This is a genomic window from Marinithermofilum abyssi (assembly GCF_014641195.1).
GTDB classification, from domain to species: domain Bacteria; phylum Bacillota; class Bacilli; order Thermoactinomycetales; family DSM-45169; genus Marinithermofilum; species Marinithermofilum abyssi.
In genome coordinates, this window is record NZ_BMHQ01000006.1 from 63192 (window position 1) to 80919 (window position 17728).

At 53.9% G+C, this 17728-nt stretch carries 14 protein-coding genes and 1 other annotated feature; of the genes, 12 read left to right on the plus strand and 2 right to left on the minus strand.

The genetic code is table 11. The features are described 5' to 3' along the window. Positions 1-146 precede the first annotated feature (146 nt). The 6 genes from thrS (at position 147) to IEW70_RS09405 (ending at position 5958) form a co-directional block, all read left to right on the plus strand. Positions 147-2078 (plus strand): threonine--tRNA ligase, encoded by a 1932-nt coding sequence (gene thrS / locus IEW70_RS09380; RefSeq protein WP_373285949.1) that lies wholly within the window; start codon positions 147-149, stop codon positions 2076-2078. A gap of 148 nt (positions 2079-2226) precedes the next feature. Beyond that, positions 2227-2343: a sequence feature (ribosomal protein L20 leader region), on the plus strand. Between the two features lie 25 nt (positions 2344-2368). Continuing rightward, positions 2369-2884 (plus strand): translation initiation factor IF-3, encoded by a 516-nt coding sequence (infC, locus tag IEW70_RS09385; RefSeq protein ID WP_188647842.1) that lies wholly within the window; start codon positions 2369-2371, stop codon positions 2882-2884. 17 nt (positions 2885-2901) lie between these two features. Further along, positions 2902-3099, plus strand: coding sequence for a 50S ribosomal protein L35 (gene rpmI, locus IEW70_RS09390; protein ID WP_188647673.1), 198 nt, complete (start codon positions 2902-2904; stop codon positions 3097-3099). Between the two features lie 38 nt (positions 3100-3137). Then, on the plus strand, positions 3138-3497 hold the full coding sequence (rplT, locus tag IEW70_RS09395) for a 50S ribosomal protein L20 (protein ID WP_188647674.1): 360 nt from the start codon (positions 3138-3140) through the stop codon (positions 3495-3497). Between the two features lie 129 nt (positions 3498-3626). Next, positions 3627-3806: a hypothetical protein gene (locus tag IEW70_RS09400; protein WP_188647675.1), complete on the plus strand. Its 180-nt coding sequence runs from the start codon at positions 3627-3629 to the stop codon at positions 3804-3806. A 91-nt stretch (positions 3807-3897) separates the two neighbouring features. Beyond that, the gene (locus IEW70_RS09405) at positions 3898-5958 is read left to right on the plus strand and encodes a molybdopterin-containing oxidoreductase family protein (RefSeq protein ID WP_188647676.1); all 2061 of its coding nucleotides are present in this window, start codon (positions 3898-3900) and stop codon (positions 5956-5958) included. A gap of 249 nt (positions 5959-6207) precedes the next feature. Here the strand turns inward: IEW70_RS09405 and IEW70_RS09410 are convergent, their stop codons facing one another. Continuing rightward, positions 6208-7827: an MDR family MFS transporter gene (locus tag IEW70_RS09410; RefSeq protein ID WP_188647677.1), complete on the minus strand. Its 1620-nt coding sequence runs from the start codon at positions 7825-7827 to the stop codon at positions 6208-6210. A gap of 45 nt (positions 7828-7872) precedes the next feature. Then, positions 7873-8313 (minus strand): MarR family winged helix-turn-helix transcriptional regulator, encoded by a 441-nt coding sequence (locus IEW70_RS09415; RefSeq protein WP_188647678.1) that lies wholly within the window; start codon positions 8311-8313, stop codon positions 7873-7875. Between the two features lie 441 nt (positions 8314-8754). Between IEW70_RS09415 and ilvD the strand changes: the two genes are divergently transcribed. From ilvD to leuB, 6 genes are all read left to right on the plus strand, one after another. Continuing rightward, positions 8755-10446 carry a dihydroxy-acid dehydratase gene (gene ilvD, locus IEW70_RS09420; protein ID WP_188647679.1) on the plus strand — a complete coding sequence of 564 codons (1692 nt, stop codon included), beginning with the start codon at positions 8755-8757 and terminating at the stop codon, positions 10444-10446. A 644-nt stretch (positions 10447-11090) separates the two neighbouring features. After that, entirely contained in the window at positions 11091-12818 is a 1728-nt protein-coding gene (gene ilvB / locus IEW70_RS09425) for a biosynthetic-type acetolactate synthase large subunit (RefSeq protein ID WP_229751924.1), read from the plus strand. Continuing rightward, positions 12815-13306 carry an acetolactate synthase small subunit gene (ilvN, locus tag IEW70_RS09430; protein WP_188647681.1) on the plus strand — a complete coding sequence of 164 codons (492 nt, stop codon included), beginning with the start codon at positions 12815-12817 and terminating at the stop codon, positions 13304-13306. The genes ilvB and ilvN overlap by 4 nt, the downstream gene beginning before the upstream one ends. A gap of 161 nt (positions 13307-13467) precedes the next feature. Beyond that, positions 13468-14481: a ketol-acid reductoisomerase gene (gene ilvC, locus IEW70_RS09435; protein WP_188647682.1), complete on the plus strand. Its 1014-nt coding sequence runs from the start codon at positions 13468-13470 to the stop codon at positions 14479-14481. After that, complete coding sequence (locus IEW70_RS09440; protein ID WP_308423152.1) at positions 14482-16065, plus strand: 2-isopropylmalate synthase; 1584 nt, start codon at positions 14482-14484, stop codon at positions 16063-16065. It begins immediately after the preceding gene. Between the two features lie 273 nt (positions 16066-16338). Further along, on the plus strand, positions 16339-17457 hold the full coding sequence (gene leuB / locus IEW70_RS09445) for a 3-isopropylmalate dehydrogenase (protein WP_188647684.1): 1119 nt from the start codon (positions 16339-16341) through the stop codon (positions 17455-17457). The last annotated feature ends 271 nt before the right edge of the window (positions 17458-17728 follow it).

Consider the following 17728-nt stretch of genomic DNA (forward strand, 5'->3'; position numbering starts at 1 on the left):
CACCGTTAATGTGTGAGAGGGCTGCAGTGAGATGCCGAATGAGCGGCTTTCCCTGGCAGCTGAATAAGGGTGGAACCACGACGTAAACGCTCGTCCCTTTGGGTGCGGGTGTTTTTTTATTTTCTAAAGAAAAAGGAGTGAAGATGTTGAGTGTAGCGATTAAACTGCCGGATGGGTCAGTCCGTGAATTTGAACAGGATCAGGTGACGGTTGCCGAGGTGGCCCGATCCATTTCCAAAGGGCTGTACAAAAAAGCTGTGGCGGGGATGATCGACGGCAAACCGGTCGATCTGTCCCGGGAAGTACCGGATGGAGCAGAAGTGCGCATTTTGACCCTTGACGACCCGGAAGGGTTGGAAGTGTACCGGCATAGTGCCGCCCATTTGATGGCGCAGGCCGTCAAACGGTTGTACCCCGATGTGAAGCTGGGGATCGGTCCGGTGATCGAAGACGGATTCTACTATGACATGGACTTGTCCCATCGGCTGACCACCGAAGATCTGCCGAAGATCGAAGAGGAAATGAAAAGGATCGTGAAAGAAGACCTGCCCATTCGGCGCAAAGTGGTTTCCCGGGAGGAAGCCTTGAAGATTTATGAGGAAGTGGGTGATCATCTCAAACTGGAATTGATCCGGGAATTGCCGGAGGATGAGACCATCACCATTTATGAGCAAGGGGAATTCTTCGACTTGTGCCGCGGTCCCCACATGCCCTCCACCGGCCGGTTCAAGGCATTTAAGCTGCTGAGCGTGGCAGGGGCCTATTGGCGCGGGGATTCCGACAACCAGATGCTGCAGCGGGTGTACGGTACCATCTGGCCGAAGCAGTCGCAATTGGATGCGTATCTAAAGCGGCTCGAAGAAGCGAAGAAGCGGGATCATCGCCGTCTCGGCAAGGAGCTTAAAATTTTCACCACCTCCAAAGAGGTGGGACAAGGTCTCCCTTTGTGGCTGCCCAACGGGGCTACCATCCGCCGGGTGATTGAACGTTATATCGTGGACAAAGAAGAGCGGATGGGCTACCACCATGTCTATACTCCGCATCTGGCCAGCGTGGAATTATACAAAACCTCCGGCCATTGGGACCATTACCAGGAGGATATGTATCCGCCGATGAAGATGGACAATGAAGAGCTGGTCCTCCGTCCGATGAACTGTCCGCATCACATGATGTTGTATAAAAACGAACTGCGCAGTTATCGGAACCTGCCGGTGCGGATCGCTGAGCTGGGCATGATGCACCGCCACGAGATGTCCGGCGCCCTCTCCGGATTGCAGCGGGTGCGGGCCATGACCCTGAACGATGCCCATATCTTCTGCCGTCCCGACCAGATCAAAGAAGAGTTCACCAAAGTGGTGCGCCTGATCCAATCCGTTTACAAGGATTTTGGCATCAAAGACTTCTGGTACCGGCTTTCCTACCGGGATCCCGCAGACAAAGAGAAGTACGTCCAAAACGACGAAATGTGGGAAAAAAGCCAGCGCATGCTGAAAGAAGCGATGGACGACTTGGGTCTCGAGTATGTGGAAGCGGAAGGGGAAGCTGCCTTCTACGGTCCCAAGTTGGACGTGCAGGTGCAAACCGCTTTGGGAAAAGACGAGACCCTTTCCACGGTACAGCTGGATTTCCATCTGCCCAACCGGTTTGAGTTGGAGTATATCGGTGAAGATGGACAGCCGCATCGTCCCGTGGTGATTCACCGAGGCATCGTTGGCACGATGGAGCGTTTTGTCGCCTTCCTGCTGGAATACTATATGGGGGCGTTGCCGGTCTGGCTCTCCCCGATCCAGGCCCGGGTGATGAACATTACCGACGCTTCTCTCGACTACGCGAAGGACGTCGTGGAAAAACTACAAGCGGCCGGGATTCGCGCCGAGCTGGACGGCCGGAGCGAAAAGATCGGTTACAAGATCCGGGAAGCCCAGCTTCAAAAAATCCCTTACATGCTGGTTGTTGGGGAAAAAGAGAAGGAGCAGGGAGCCGTTGCCGTCCGCAAGCGTTCCGAAGGCGACCAGGGTGCCCAGCCGGTGGATGAAGTGATCGCAGATATTCAACAGGCGATTGAAGAGAAGAAGTGAGTAAAGGGTATGGCTAGCCGGGTAAAGTATGAGGGAACCTGAGGTTCCCGTAACGAAAGGCGGAGAAAGAGTTTTCCCGTGAAAAGACCGGCTAGTTTCCTTGACTGACTGCTTGACAGCCGGCAAACTACGTGATAACATACTTTGAGTAGCAAAGCAGAAGCGCCCCGCTTCTCACCTGATCGACGCACGGGCAGTCGGCAGGTTGCGATTCTGGATGACGGGATCTACAGGTGTGGGCGTGTGCCCGCACCTTTTTTATTAGAAATCTCCTTCGGAGGTGGCAGGTTATTAGCAAGGAACAGCAGCAGGTAAACGAAGCGATCCGTGCGCGGGAAGTCCGCCTGATCGATGCACAAGGCAACCAGCTGGGCATTAAGCCGTTGCGGGAGGCGCTTCGTTTGGCCCAAGAGGCGGAGCTGGACTTGGTCAATGTGGCGCCCCAGGCAAAGCCCCCGGTGTGCCGGATTATGGATTACGGCAAGTACCGCTATGAACAAAGCAAGCGGGAAAAAGAAGCCCGCAAGAAGCAAAAAACCATCCAGGTGAAAGAGATCCGCTTCAGCCCGTCCATCGAGGAACATGATGTGCAGACCAAACTGCGCAATGTGAAAAAGTTCCTGAAAAAAGGGGACAAAGTGAAACTGTCCATCCGTTTCCGCGGTCGGGAGATCACTCACCAGGAGTTGGGCCGTTCCATTTTGGACCGGATGGCGGAAGAAGTGAAAGATCTTGGAGAAGTGGAGCGCAAACCTAAGCTGGAAGGGCGCCACATGATCATGATCTTGTCGCCGAAACAGCAATAAGCTAGGAGGATGTCGTTATGCCGAAAATGAAAACTCGTCGTGCCGCTGCCAAGCGGTTCAGCAAAACCGGAAGCGGGAAAATCAAGCGCAACAAAGCCTTCACCAGCCATTTGCTGGAACATAAAACGTCCAAGCGCAAACGCAAACTGCGCAAAAGCGCCATTATGGCCAAAGGGGACGTTAAGCGCACCAAACAATTGATCGCTTACAAATAAAAATTCTTAAGTACGTTTGAAGTTGGGAGGAATTTGTCATGGCACGTGTAAAAGGCGGGACTGTGACTCGTCGTCGTCGGAAAAAGGTACTGAAGCTGGCCCGAGGTTACTTCGGTTCCAAACACACGCTGTTTAAAACCGCGAAACAACAAGTGATGAAGTCCTTGATGTACGCTTACCGTGACCGTCGTCAAAGAAAGCGGGACTTCCGTCGCTTGTGGATCACCCGGATCAACGCTGCGGCCCGCATGAACGGCTTGTCCTACAACAAGCTGATGCACGGTCTGAAGCAAGCCGGCGTGGACATCAACCGCAAAATGCTGGCTGATCTGGCCGTCAACGACGAAAAAGCCTTCGCTGAACTGGCCAAAGTAGCCAAACAAAAAGTGAACGCTTAAATAGATCAAAACCGACCCGTTCCCTGATGGGAGCGGGTTTTTGTATGGAATATAAACACATTTTCAACCGGAATGCATCTTTGCGATCCCTCCAACATATATCAAAAAGGAGGATGAGGAGGGAGTAGGTTGCACAAAGGGTGGCTGGCCAGTCTGACGATGGGCGTTTTAATCGTAACGGGAATGGCAGTGGTAATGAACCTAAAAGACGGGGAGTGGAAGCGGGAGTATCCAGTGCAAAATGGATTGCTGTTGGAGCATTCCAAGGATCAGATGCGACAGGTACATAATCCCGGCAGGGGAAAGTAGGTCGATGCGCGAACAAAACCGACAATCTGTCGGTTTTTTGTTTTCTTCGATACAATAGCCATAGAACCACCACGAAAAGGAGGAGTCGTCCATGAACGGACCTGTCCGGCAAACCCTGCGGTCCGTCTGTCCCTTGGATTGCCCAGACACTTGCGGTTTGCATGTGACTGTGGAAAATGAAAAGGTTACACGGGTTACGGGAGATCCGGAGCATCCCATTACTCAGGGTGCGATTTGTCACAAAGTGCGTCATTATCCTTCCAGAGTTCACCATCCCGAACGCTTGCTGCATCCTTTAAAACGGACGGGCAGAAAAGGCGAAGGTCGTTTTGAACGGATCTCATGGGACGAAGCTTTGGACATTATCGTCCGCCGCTTTAAAGAAACCCGGGAAATGTACGGAGCGGAAGCGATTCTTCCCTACAGCTATTATGGGAACATGGGGATCGTCAACAACGGCAGCATGGATCGACGCTTCTTTCACCGCCTGGGTGCTTCCCGCCTTGAACGAACCATTTGCAATACCGCCGGTAATCAAGGTTTTCAGTATACGATGGGGATCAAGGGAGCGATCGATCCCGAGGATACCGTACACAGCCGCTACATATGGGTGTGGGGCGGTGACATCGTTAGCACCAATATGCATCAGGTGATGTTATTTGAAAAAGCTCGAAAACAGGGGGCCAAAGTCGTTGTCATTGATGTGCGGCGGACCTGGACGGCTCGGTGGGCGGATGAGTTCGTTCAAGTATATCCAGGGACCGATGCCGCCTTGGCGATGGGCATCATGCAGGTCTTAGTTGCCGAAAATCTCACCGATGAAGCATTTTTACAGACCTATACGACAGGGTGGGATGCTCTTAAAGAGCGCATTCACTCCTATCCTCCGGAAAAAGTGTCCCGCATCACCGGTGTCGACCCGGAAACCATTCGTCGTCTGGCGCGTGAATTTGCGGCGGGAAACCCTTCACTGATCCGGATTGGCAACGGATTGCAACATCATGACAATGGGGGCATGGTCGTGCGTACCATTGCCTGTCTGCCCGCATTGACGGGAGCTTGGCTGCAACGGGGCGGCGGTGCATTAAAAGAAAACGGGCTGTCGTTCGTCGATAAGGAAAAGCTGGAGCGTCCGGATTTGCTGCCCGATCCGAATGTACGCAGCTTCAATATGATCCAGTTGGGGGACGCCTTGCTGGAAGCGGATCCCCCCGTACGCTGTCTGTTTGTCTACAATACCAACCCCGCCGCTGTCGCACCCTCTCAAGACAAAGTGGTCCGGGGATTAAAGCGGGAAGATTTGTTTACTGTCGTCCATGATTTGTTTGTTACGGAAACAGCCAAATATGCGGATTTGGTTCTCCCGGCGACTTCCCATATGGAAAATTGGGATGTATACAAATCCTACTGGCATTTATATATCCAAATGGCCCGTCCGGTCATTCCGCCTCAGGGGGAATCTTGGTCCAACTACCGTCTGTTTCGCACCCTTGCCAAACGGATGGGCTTTACGGAATCTTGCTTTGATGACAGTCCGGAGGAGATCATCCGCCAAGTGTTGGACAACCCTTCTAATCCGTATATGGACGGCCTGTCCTTTGAGGAGTTGGAGCGAAAAGGGATCATCAAGCTGAATCTCTCCAAGGCCGGGGTTTTTCCGGAATTGTTGCAGACACGCACAGAAAAGATCGCCTTATACAGTGAATCCATGAAGCGACAAGGATTGGATCCGCTGCCGGGACACGTACCGCTGAAAGAAGGACGGGATGCACAAACCTGCTTGGATGCCGATCACCCGTTGATGTTGATCTCCCCGCCCAACCATCAGTTCCTCAATACCAGCATGGGGAATATTGAAAAGCTGAAGAAAATGGAGAAGCAGCCCCAAGTGGAGATCCATCCGCAAGACGCCATGGATCGGAATATCCGAGACGGGGACTTAGTGTCGGTGTTCAATCGCCGCAGCACTGTTCATCTTCATGCGAAAGTGACGGAAGATGTCCCGCCGGGTGTCATCGTATCCCCGGGTGTCTGGTGGCCGGAAGCCTACCCTGACGGCAAAGGGATTAATGCCCTCACCCCCGACCGGGAGGCGGATATGGGTGGGGGTGCGGTCTTTTTTTCCACAGCCGTTCAGGTGAAAAAATCGTGACAAAAAAAAAAGAGCCGCCAACGCGGCTCTTTTTTCATGTTCCGAGCAGAAGGTTTCGGATAGGAACGACAGTTGGTCTCACCGACCCTTCGTCCAAATCCTTTTTGTGTACCCAAGGGAACAGGTTGCGCTATGGCTCGTTTTTTTTTTGCCTCGGTCCCACTTATCAAAGCTGGGTACGTTGTTCAAAGGTCGCTTCTTGTGAGGAAAAAGGCCCGACCCCTGGTAAGGTCGGGTTCGTGTGGCTGATTAGTTTTGGGGTGCTGTTTCCCCCATCTGCTCCTGTGAATCCCCCGCGGGTTGAGGTTCCCGGTTGCTGGTGCGAAGCGGAATCTCCTTGACAAAAAAGGTGAGCAGGAACGCCAGGATCATGAACAGTGCTCCCATGAAGAATACGCCTTCCAGGGAATAGCTCATCGCCTCCCGCAAGGCATGGATGATGTGGTCAAACATACCCGTCATCTGCGGGGGCAATCCGGAACGGATCTGCTCCAGCTTGTCAGGATTCAGGAGGGCTTGCGGATCACGGAGCTGTGAAAGTTTTTCCATTACTCCGGGGTTGGCGGCTGCGGCACTGCTTTTGGAGGCCAGGAGGCTCATTTTTTCTTCCATGCGATTAAACATCAAGGTGCCCATGATGGATACGCCCACCGTTCCCCCCATTTGCCGAAACAGCTGGGTGGAGGAAGTGGCTACTCCCAAATAGCGGTGATCCACGGCATTTTGCACGGTCAGGTTGAAAATGGGAAAGGCGATCCCCAGTCCCAGACCGACAATGGCCAGGTTGATCACAACCGTCCAGTTGGAAGTGTTCAGCCCCATCAAGGACATGGAATACATCCCGCCGGCCATCAACAGCAATCCAAACAGTGCCAGGTGTTTGTACTTCCCTGTCCGGGTGATGTACTGACCGGCAATCGTGCTGGAAAACACCATGCTCAAGGTCATGAACATCATGATAAACCCGGTTCTGGACGGGGCGGTTCCAAGCACACCCTGGATGAAAAAGGGGGTATACATCACTGCGCCGAACATCCCGATTCCCATGATGAAGCCGATCACATTGGAGAGGCTAAAGATGCTGTTTTTAAAAAGGTGTAAAGGCAATACCGGGTTGGACGTCCGGCTTTCGATCCGGATAAAGATGAGCAGGGAGGCTGCAGAAAAGGCGAACAAGCCCAAAATGCGGGCAGATGTCCAACCGTAATCTTTGCCTGCCCAGGTAAAGGCCAGCAACAGCGGAATCATCGTCAATACTAGAAACATAGATCCCCAGTAATCGATGCTTTTCTTCTCACCTTGAGCCGTGTGCGGAAACAGGCGCCAGATGAGGAAGAAAGCGATGAAGCCGAAGGGGAGGAAAATCCAGAAAACCCAGTGCCAGTCAAAATGCTCCACAATGTAGCCGCCCAGGGTGGGTCCCAATACACTGGCCAGGCCGAAGACGGCTCCCATCAGTCCTTGCCAGCGTCCCCGTTCCCGGGGAGAGAACAGGTCGCCCACGGCGGTGAAGGAGGTGGACATGATCATGCCGCCCCCCAATCCCTGAATCCCCCGATAAATGATCAGTTGAATCATGTCATCGGAGGTGCCGCAAAGGAAAGAACCGGCCATAAAGACGGCCAGACCTGATAAAATGAAGGGCTTTCGTCCATAAATGTCCGACAATTTGCCTACCAAGATGGCGGTCACGCTGGAAGTCAACATGAAAATGGTAAAAACCCAGTTAAAATATTCCATACCCCCTAATTTGGCAACGATACGGGGGAGGGAGGTACCGACGATCGTTTGATTGAGTGCTGCAAACAACATGGATGCCATGACCGCAAACATGATGGTCATCTTTGTCCGCTTATCCAAGTGCTCCATCGATGTACTCCTTTCTGATCAATGATATCGGGAGAGAGCAAGAATTCAGCAACCTCCGTCGTCTTTGCCCGATATCAGCTTTTGGAACAGCTTCAGTAAGGTTTCCATTTCGTCCGTCGTGAATGGATCAAATCGTTTCCGGAAATATTCCTTCCGTTTTTTCTCCATCTTGTAGAACATCTCTTTTCCTTCAGGGGTCGCTTTCAGAACGACGACTCGTTTATCTTTTCGGGACCGCTCCCGTTGCACCCATTTTTTCTCCACCAATCGGTCCGCTACATTGGTCACATGACTGACGGCCACCCCGAATTTCTGGGAAAGGGCGGAAACCTTTTGGGGCCCCTCGCAAGTAAGGTAACGTAAAAAGTTAAATTCTGTTGCGTTCATCTCGTCTCCCAAGGTGTCGTTCACTTCTTTTTTCAGTGTGCGAAAGACTCGGCGCAATGTATGTTCCAGTTCCTCGATGAACTGATGTCGTTTCGTCAAGGCAGTACCTCCTTTGGGAGGAAAGTGTTTGTCCATATATTTAATCAAGTGAAAGTTTTATAAACCGAATTGTATACCTGGTGAAATAAAGTGTCAATGACTGGGTGATAAAAAGCTTTTTTGTAAGGGTTTTCAATAGTTGTCAGGGTGCTTTAAACTGCGACAGGACTAGGGATTTGTCCTATTTTATCCTTTTTTTATCATTTATCAGCTGACGGAAATAAACAAGGATACCGGTAAGAAAGAGGATTCAATGGATCAGAGATTTCGTAGGAAATAATGGGGAAATGGGGATCCGGAGAAAAGCGTGTGGGATTGCCTGTCCCTCCCGCAGATACGGAAGATATTGAAAAATGAAAAAAGGGGCGTGACAATTGTTAAAATCTATTATACACTGGTTGGCAATATCGCCAAGGGGTAAAACATAAGGAGGGGCATACCATGACAGTCGATACCCAACAAGATTTGCGCATCAGAAGCCACGTGATCAGTGAAGGGGCCAATCGTGCTCCCAACCGTGCGATGTTGCGCTCCGTCGGCTTTACGGATGAAGATTTTCAAAAGCCGATGATCGGGGTGGCCAGCACATGGAGCGAAGTGACACCTTGCAATATGCACATCGACCGGCTGGCTGCCAGTGCCAAAGAAGGAGCCAAGGCAGGCGGGGGAGCACCGCTGGTGTTTAACACGATCACCGTTTCCGACGGGATCTCCATGGGTCATGAAGGCATGCGGTATTCCCTGCCGAGCCGGGAGGTGATTGCAGACTCCATCGAGACGGTAGTCGGTGCGGAAAGGCTGGACGGCTTTGTGGCCATTGGCGGCTGCGACAAAAATATGCCCGGGTGTATGATGGCCATTGGCCGCTCGGAAGTGCCAGCCGTGTTTGTGTATGGTGGAACGATCCAGCCGGGCCGGTTAAACGGCAAAGATATCGATATCGTGTCCGCCTTTGAAGGTGTGGGTCAATACAACAAAGGGGACATCGACCGGAGTGAACTGCACCAGATCGAGTGCCATGCTTGTCCAGGGGCCGGATCCTGCGGCGGCATGTACACGGCCAATACCATGGCTTCGGCGATTGAAGCGATGGGTATGAGCTTGCCCGGCAGTTCCTCCAACCCCGCCGAAACCGAGGCCAAACTGGAAGACTGCCGAAAAGCGGGAGAAGCTGTTGTCCGGCTGCTTGAAAAAGGCATTTATCCCAAGGACATCATGACCAAAAAAGCGTTTGAAAACGCGATTACCGTGGTGATGGCCCTGGGCGGCTCCACCAATGCGATTCTGCATTTGTTGGCGATCGCCCGTTCCGTCGATGTGGATCTGACCATAGACGATTTTGAGCGGATCCGGCAGCGGGTGCCGCACATTGCCGATTTGAAGCCCAGCGGTCGCTTTGTCATGAAGGACCTCTGTGAAGCTGGGGGCGTTCCTGCGGTGATGAAACGGCTGTTGGAGGCCGGATTGCTGCATGGAGATTGCCTGACAGTGACCGGCAAAACGCTGGCGGAAAACCTGGCTGAGTGGCCGGAGCTGAAAGAAGGGCAAGAGGTAATCCGTCCGCTGGATCAACCGTTCCGGGAGACGGGTCCGCTGGTCATCCTGAAAGGAAACTTGGCACCGGAAGGAGCGGTGGCCAAAGTGTCCGGTCTGAAAGTAAAACGGATTACCGGTCCTGCCCGGGTTTTTGACACGGAAGAGGAAGCGACGGAAGCGGTGCTGTCCAATCGGGTGAAAGCAGGAGATGTGGTGGTTATTCGGTATGAAGGGCCCAAAGGAGGACCCGGCATGCCGGAGATGCTGTCCATTACCGGGATTTTGGTCGGTAAAGGCTTGGGAGAAAAGGTGGGCCTCATCACAGACGGCCGTTTTTCCGGGGGATCTCATGGATTGGTCGTAGGCCATGTGGCACCCGAAGCCCAGGTTGGCGGACCGATTGCTCTGCTTCGGGAAGGAGATAAGATCACGATCGACAGCGAGAAACGGGAACTTTCCGTCGATTTGTCGGAAGAAGAACTGGAAAAGCGGAGACGAGCTTGGGTAGCTCCGCCGCTGCCCCGTTCCAAAGGCGTCCTGGCCAAATATGCCCGGTTGGTTTCCTCCGCTTCGGAAGGAGCCATCACGGATTATTAACATTTTGTTAAATGCAAAAAATCGGTTGACATCGCTTGTGAAGAGAGTATAATAGCATCTAAATCATTCAACAATTCATCCAAGTGTTACTTTTGGTGGGAGGGTGTCTAGGGTTCCGCCCGAAGATTTCGGGGATTGCGACCGAGTGACACCAGCACCGCGTAAGGCGGTGTACACCGTGAGGATAAAAGCCTCTGCGGCAGGTCCCTATCTTGTTCAAGTCGGAACAGGGAGACGTATGCCTTAGAGGCTTTTTCAATTCCGTTGGAGACAAGTGGATAATCAAGGCTAAGAAGAGGACTTGCGCCGACATCGACCCGTCTCACAGAGAGTTCCGGCACGGCTGAGACCGGAATGGCGGAATGGCGGCGTTCTCACCTCGGAGCTGAGCGTTGAAAGGCGAAAGCCGAGTAGATCGCTTCCGGAAGTCACCGTTATCGATGAGAGTGCCCGGAATCCCGGCGCACTCGCCGAGGCCGTTCACCGCGAGGGAACGGTGAAGTTGGGTGGTACCGCGAACCTTTCGCCCCAATCGTTACCGAAAGAGTGTCTCAAACGAGAGATGCCTTTGGACAGGTTGGAAGCGAAAGGTTTTTCATTTTATCAGAGAGGGAGGTTCGCTTGTCATGCCAGATACGGCGACGATGGAAAAAATGGCGGAGCGCCTGGCGGAGGCGAAGGGTGAGAAAAAGGAGTTTAGCGGTTCAGAAATATTGTTGTTGAGTTTGTTGAAAGAGGGAGTGGAATGCGTCTTTGGTTACCCGGGCGGAGCGGTGCTGCCCATCTATGATTCACTGTATTCGGGCTCCCTTCGGCATGTGCTGGCCCGTCACGAGCAGGGAGCCATTCACGCGGCCGACGGGTATGCCCGGGCAACAGGGAGAGCAGGGGTAGTCATTGCCACTTCGGGTCCCGGAGCGACCAACTTGGTGACAGGGATCGCCAACGCGCAAATGGATTCCATCCCGCTGGTGTGTATCACGGGAAATGTCGCGCAAAGCCTGATCGGAACCGATGCGTTCCAGGAAGCGGACATTATGGGAATCACCATGCCCATCACGAAACACAGCTATTTTGTCAGCGATGTGAACGATATCCCCCGTGTGGTGAAAGAAGCGTTTCACATCGCGACGACGGGGCGTCCCGGTCCCGTCTTGATCGATATCCCGAAAGATGTATCCAATGCCAAGGCGCCCTTCCATTATCCTGAAACGGTATCCATCCGGGGATATCAGCCCCACTGCGATCCGCATCCGATTCAGGTGCAACGGCTTCACCAAGCAGTAAGGGAAGCGAAAAAGCCGGTCATTCTCGCGGGCGGCGGCGTGGTGACAGCAGGGGCGGAAGAAGAGTTGATCGCCTTTGCGGAACAGGCTCGTATCCCGGTGACCACCACCTTGATGGGGCTGGGCGGATTTTCAGGGGAACATCCGCTGTGGCTGGGAATGCCGGGGATGCACGGCACCTATGCTGCCAACCATGCTTTGCTGGAATGTGATTTGCTAATCGGGATCGGGGCCCGTTTTGACGACCGGGTAACGATGGGACGGCTCGATAAGTTTGCTACGGGTGCCAAGATCGTCCACATCGATATTGACCCGGCGGAAATCGGCAAAAACGTCGACACCTTTATTCCGATTGTGGGAGATGTCCGGAAGGTGCTGCAGGCAGCCAACCGAGGAGTTCCCTGCAGCCAGTCGGAAGAATGGCTGCAGCAAACAGCAGAGTGGAAAAAACGGTATCCCTTAAAATTCCAAGATTCCGAAGAATCTGTGAAGCCCCAGTGGGTGATTCGCCACCTGTATGAAACCACTCACGGGAAAGCGATTGTTACAACGGATGTCGGACAGCATCAAATGTGGGTAGCGCAATACTTTCAATTTGCCAAGCCCCGGTCTTTTATCAGCTCCGGCGGTTTGGGCGCGATGGGATTCGGATTCCCCTCGGCGCTTGGGGCGCAGCTGGCCCGGCCGGACGAAACCGTCATTTGCGTGACAGGGGACGGGGGATTCCAGATGACCAACCAGGAGCTGGCCGTGGCCGCACTGATGAACATTCCGGTGAAAACCGTCATCATCAATAACCGTTGTCTCGGAATGGTGCGCCAGTGGCAGGAGGTCTTTTATCAAGAGCGATATAGCGAAGTGGACCTCACCGCCAGCCCGGATTACGTCAAACTGGCAGAAGCCTACGGGGTAAAAGGATTCCGCGCCAAGACGAAAGAGGAAGTCGTTCAGGTTTGGAAGGAAGCAATGAGCCATCCGGGGCCTGTGGTTCTCGATATCTGGGTAACCCCCGAGGAAAATGTATACCCCATGGTGGCTCCCGGCAGCGGATTGGATGAGATGATCATGGGAGATGAAAAGCAATGAGACACATTATTTCGGTGTTGGTGAATGATCAGCCGCGGGTGCTGGCCCGGGTGGCCAATCTGCTCGGGCGTCGCAACTTCAACATTGAGAGCATCAGTGTCGGAGAATCGGAGGAGCCGGGTTTATCCCGCATGGTGATCGTTACCAATGGGGATGAACGCATGATGGAACAAGTGTCCAAACAGCTCCACAAGCTGGTGGATGTCATCAAGGTGCAGGATTTGAGTGAGCATCCGTCAGTAGCCCGGGAGCTTCTCCTGGTCAAGGTGGAGGCGGGGCCGTCCGTCCGGCATGAGATCAGCGGGATTGTGGAACCCTTCCGGGCGTCGGTGGTGGATGTAGGGCCTCACTCGATGATGGTGCAAGCCACCGGAGAGCGAAGCAAACTGGATGCCTTGCTGGAGCTGCTTCGTCCCTACGGCATTAAGGAAATGGCCCGTACTGGCGTAACCGCCCTTTCTCGGAGTGTGGCCCGGGCGGGAGTGTAAAGCCGTTTGGCAGAAACCTGCTGAACAGGCGCGAAGCATCTATTGTGAGTAGAAATCTCAAAATGGAAGGAACCGTTTCGTTTTTCTGATTTGACTGGCAAGAAAATGAGAGGGGAAAACGACGGACCGAGTAATCCGAAAATCCTGAGGAGGAATGATTGATGGCCAAAAAATTTTACGAAAAAGATGCAGATCTGGGTTACCTGAAAGGAAAAACCGTAGCCGTTGTGGGATATGGCAGCCAGGGACACGCTCAGGCGCAAAACCTGCGGGAGAGCGGAGTCGAGGTAATCGTCGGTCTGCGTAAGGGCAAGTCCTGGGAACAAGCGGAGAAAGACGGTTTTGCTGTCTACACGGTAGACCAGGCGGTAAAACGGGCAGATGTGGTGCAGCTCTTGATGCCGGACGAAGTGCAGGCCAAAGTGTACCGAGAGCAGGTGCGACCCCATCTCAAATCCGGTGCGGCCCTCTTTTTCTCCCACGGTTTCAACATCCACTTCGGACAGATCGTGCCGCCGGAGGATGTGGATGTGGTCTTGGTGGCACCGAAAGGGCCGGGCCATCTGGTGCGCCGGGTGTATGAGGAAGGGTTTGGCGTCCCGGGCTTGATCGCTGTCCATCAGGATGCCACCGGACAGGCGAAGGAACTGGGGCTGGCTTATGCCAAAGGAATCGGAGCCACCCGGGCCGGGGTGATCGAAACCACCTTCAAAGAAGAGACGGAAACGGATCTCTTCGGCGAGCAGGCTGTGCTGTGCGGCGGAGTGAGCGAACTGGTGAAGGCCGGCTTCGAAACCCTGACCGAAGCGGGGTATCAGCCGGAGATCGCGTACTTTGAGTGTCTCCATGAATTGAAACTGATTGTTGATCTGATGTACGAAGGTGGTTTGAAAGGGATGCGCTACTCCATCAGTGACACAGCGGAGTTCGGCGACTATGTGAGCGGCAAACGCGTGATCGGGGAAGCTTCCCGTGAAGCGATGAAACAAGTGTTGAAAGAGATTCAGGACGGTACTTTCGCCAACCGCTGGATCCGGGAAAATGAAGAAGGCCGGCCGGAATTTAACCGGATCGCGGAAGAGGAAAAGGCTCACTCCCTCGAAACCACCGGGGAAGAACTGCGGAAAACGATGGCCTGGATCAACAAGGGTGCCAAAGAATCCGTCACCCAATGAATAAGTGAAAGGGAGGCAGCGGCTATGCGTACGGTACAGTTTTTTGACACCACCCTGCGGGACGGGGAACAATCTCCGGGAGTCAATCTGAGCACCGGGGAGAAAGTGGAGATCGCCCTCCAGCTGGAAAAGCTGGGCGTTCATGTGATCGAGGCTGGATTTGCCGCTTCCTCCCCCGGAGATTTTCAATCCGTGCAGGCGGTGGGCCGGGCTGTGAAAAAACCGGTGGTGGTTACCCTCGCCCGCGCGGTGGAAAAGGACATCGAAGCAGCCTGGGAGGCGCTGAAGGATGCGGAACACCCGGGGATTCACATTTTCTTGGCAACATCGCCGATTCACCGCAAGTACAAGTTGAATATGACCAAAGAGCAAGTGCTGGAGCGGGCGGAATATGCCGTCCGCCTGGCCAAAAAGAATTTCCCCCATGTGGAATTTTCCACCGAAGATGGGGGCCGGACGGAGAAAGAGTTTTTGGCCCAAGTGGCTGAGCGGGTGATTGAAGCCGGGGCGGACGTGTTGAACATCCCGGATACCGTCGGTTATATGACGCCGGAGGAATATGCGGGGATCTTCCGCTATTTGAAACAGCATGTTCCCAACATCGACCGAGTCCGTTTAAGCGCCCATTGTCATGACGATCTGGGGATGGCGGTGGCCAACTCCCTCGCAGCGATCGAAGCCGGGGTGGAACAGGTAGAAGGCACCATCAACGGCATTGGTGAACGGGCGGGGAACGCCGCTCTGGAAGAGATTGCGATGGCTCTGAAGACCCGGGAATCCTACTATCAGGTACAGACGGATCTGGAATTAAAAGAAATCGCGAAAACGAGCCGGATGGTCAGCAAACTGACGGGGATGCTGGTTCCCGGGAACAAAGCGGTGGTCGGTGCCAATGCCTTTGCCCACGAAGCCGGTATCCATCAGGACGGCATGCTGAAAAACCGCTCCACCTACGAGATTATGTCTCCTGAAACGGTGGGACAGACCGCCAGCCAACTGGTGATGGGGAAACATTCGGGGCGGCACGCTTTTCGCGACAAATTGACCCAGATGGGGTATCAACTCAACGATGAGCAAATCAATCAGTTGTTTATCCGGTTTAAAGAGTTGACGGACCGGAAAAAGCGAATTGAGGATGAAGATCTGATCTCCTTGGTGGAAGAAAAGTGGGGCGAATCCCAGGAGGTTCTCACTTTTGAAGCCGTCCATCTTTCTTACAGCAGCCAGCTTCTCCCCACCGCATCGATCCGTATCCGTGATGCGCGGGATGGGCAGGTAAAAGAAGAAGCTGCCTGCGGCAACGGATCGGTGGATGCGATATTCAAGGCGGTAGACCGGGTTGTCGGAGAGTCGATGGAGCTGGTGGATTACAAGATTCACTCGGTTACCCATGGCACCGATGCGCTGGGCGAAGTCTATGTTCGTCTCCGTCAAGGAGACGTCACCGTTCAAGGGCGCGGCGTCAGTACCGATGTACTGGAAGCCAGTGCACGGGCTTACGTCAACGCGGTGAATCGGGTACTTCTCCGTCGGGACAGCCGCCAGGAACAGTTGAAGAAGGAATTGACTCCTGCCGGCTCGTGATAACACCGTTTTGTGACACAGCGAAGACATTGCTGACAAGGTCCCTAACCTAGGAAGCAAAAAGTACTGCTGCCAATTTGAACGGTGTTACTCAAGTGGAGGCTATGTTGGTTAACGGGTGTGGCGGTACCGTTTTTCCCATCGAGCTCCTTTGACATCGGCAAGGGAGCGAGAGTGGAAAGCGACCCATCCAAGGGATAAGGCTGATGTGGTGAGGGAGACACGGTAACGCCGAGCTCAGTTGGTCAAAGCAGAAAAAGGAGGGGTTGGACCATGGCCAAAACCAAAAAAGTAGCGGTCCTTCCGGGGGACGGCATCGGTTTGGAAATCGTAGAGGAGGGGGTGAAGGTCCTTAAACAAGCAGGGGAGCAATTCGGTTATCACTTTGAAGTGGAGCATGCATTGATCGGAGGCGGTGCGATCGACCGCCTCGGCACACCGTTTCCGGAGGCAACCAATCAGTTGTGCCGGGAGTCGGATGCCGTTCTCCTCGGGGCGGTAGGCGGTCCGAAATGGGATCAAAACCCGCCGGAGCTGCGTCCGGAAAAGGCACTGTTCGATTTGCGGCAAGGACTGGGGCTCTACGCCAACTTGCGTCCTGCAAGTCTGTTTCCGGGTTTGGAGGGCAGCTCCACATTGCGTTCCGAAGTGCTGAAAGATGTGGACCTGTTGGTCGTGCGGGAGTTGACCGGCGGCATTTACTTTGGAGACAAGTGGACGGAAGAGAAGGAAGGCGGAGCCACAGCTACCGACACGTTGGTTTATCACGAATATGAGATCGAGCGGATCCTCCGGCGTGCCTTTGAACTGGCTCGGGGACGCAGACGAAAAGTCACCTCTGTCGACAAGGCCAATGTGCTGGAAAGTTCCCGCCTGTGGCGCAAAGTGGCGAAGCGGGTGGCAAAGGATTATCCGGATGTGGAACTGGAACACATGCTGGTAGACAATTGTGCCATGCAGATCATCCGTCGCCCCAAGGATTTCGACGTCATCGTAACGGAAAACATGTTTGGCGACATTTTGAGTGATGAGGCCGCCATCTTGACAGGTTCCATCGGGCTGTTGCCATCTGCCAGCCTTGGAGAAGGGTCCCGCGGCCTGTATGAGCCGGTACACGGTTCCGCACCGGATATCGCGGGGCAAGGGGTGGCCAACCCCGCAGCCACCATCTTGTCGGTAGCGATGATGTTCCGTCACTCCTTCCATGACGAGGAAGCGGCCCGGGCCATCGAACAATCCGTTCGTCAGGTGCTGGCTGAAGGTGCCCGGACGGCTGACCTAGCAACCTCGGACGAACTTGCCCTGAGCACGGATCAATTCGGCGACTGGGTTGTGGAAGTGTTGAAGCAGCACAACCCGGACCCGTCCGTGCCGATCGATATGATGGTGTAAGGAAAAAGCCCGGTTCAGGATGATCTGAACCAGCCGAGTTACTGACAAACTCGCTCTCGGAAAGAAGCACATCTCACAATAATACGAGCCATAGCGTGACCCAGAGGAAAGGGCTAGGGCACAACCTGTGCCCTATAAGTCCTTGGGCCTGGTGGGTTGCTCATAGTCTTTTCCTAATGGCTCGCACCTCGGTCATCGCACTTAGGGAGCACAATTCCTGCTCTTTGTCGCTTCGCTCCAAAGTCACGTGATGTGTCGGAGCGGACAGAAT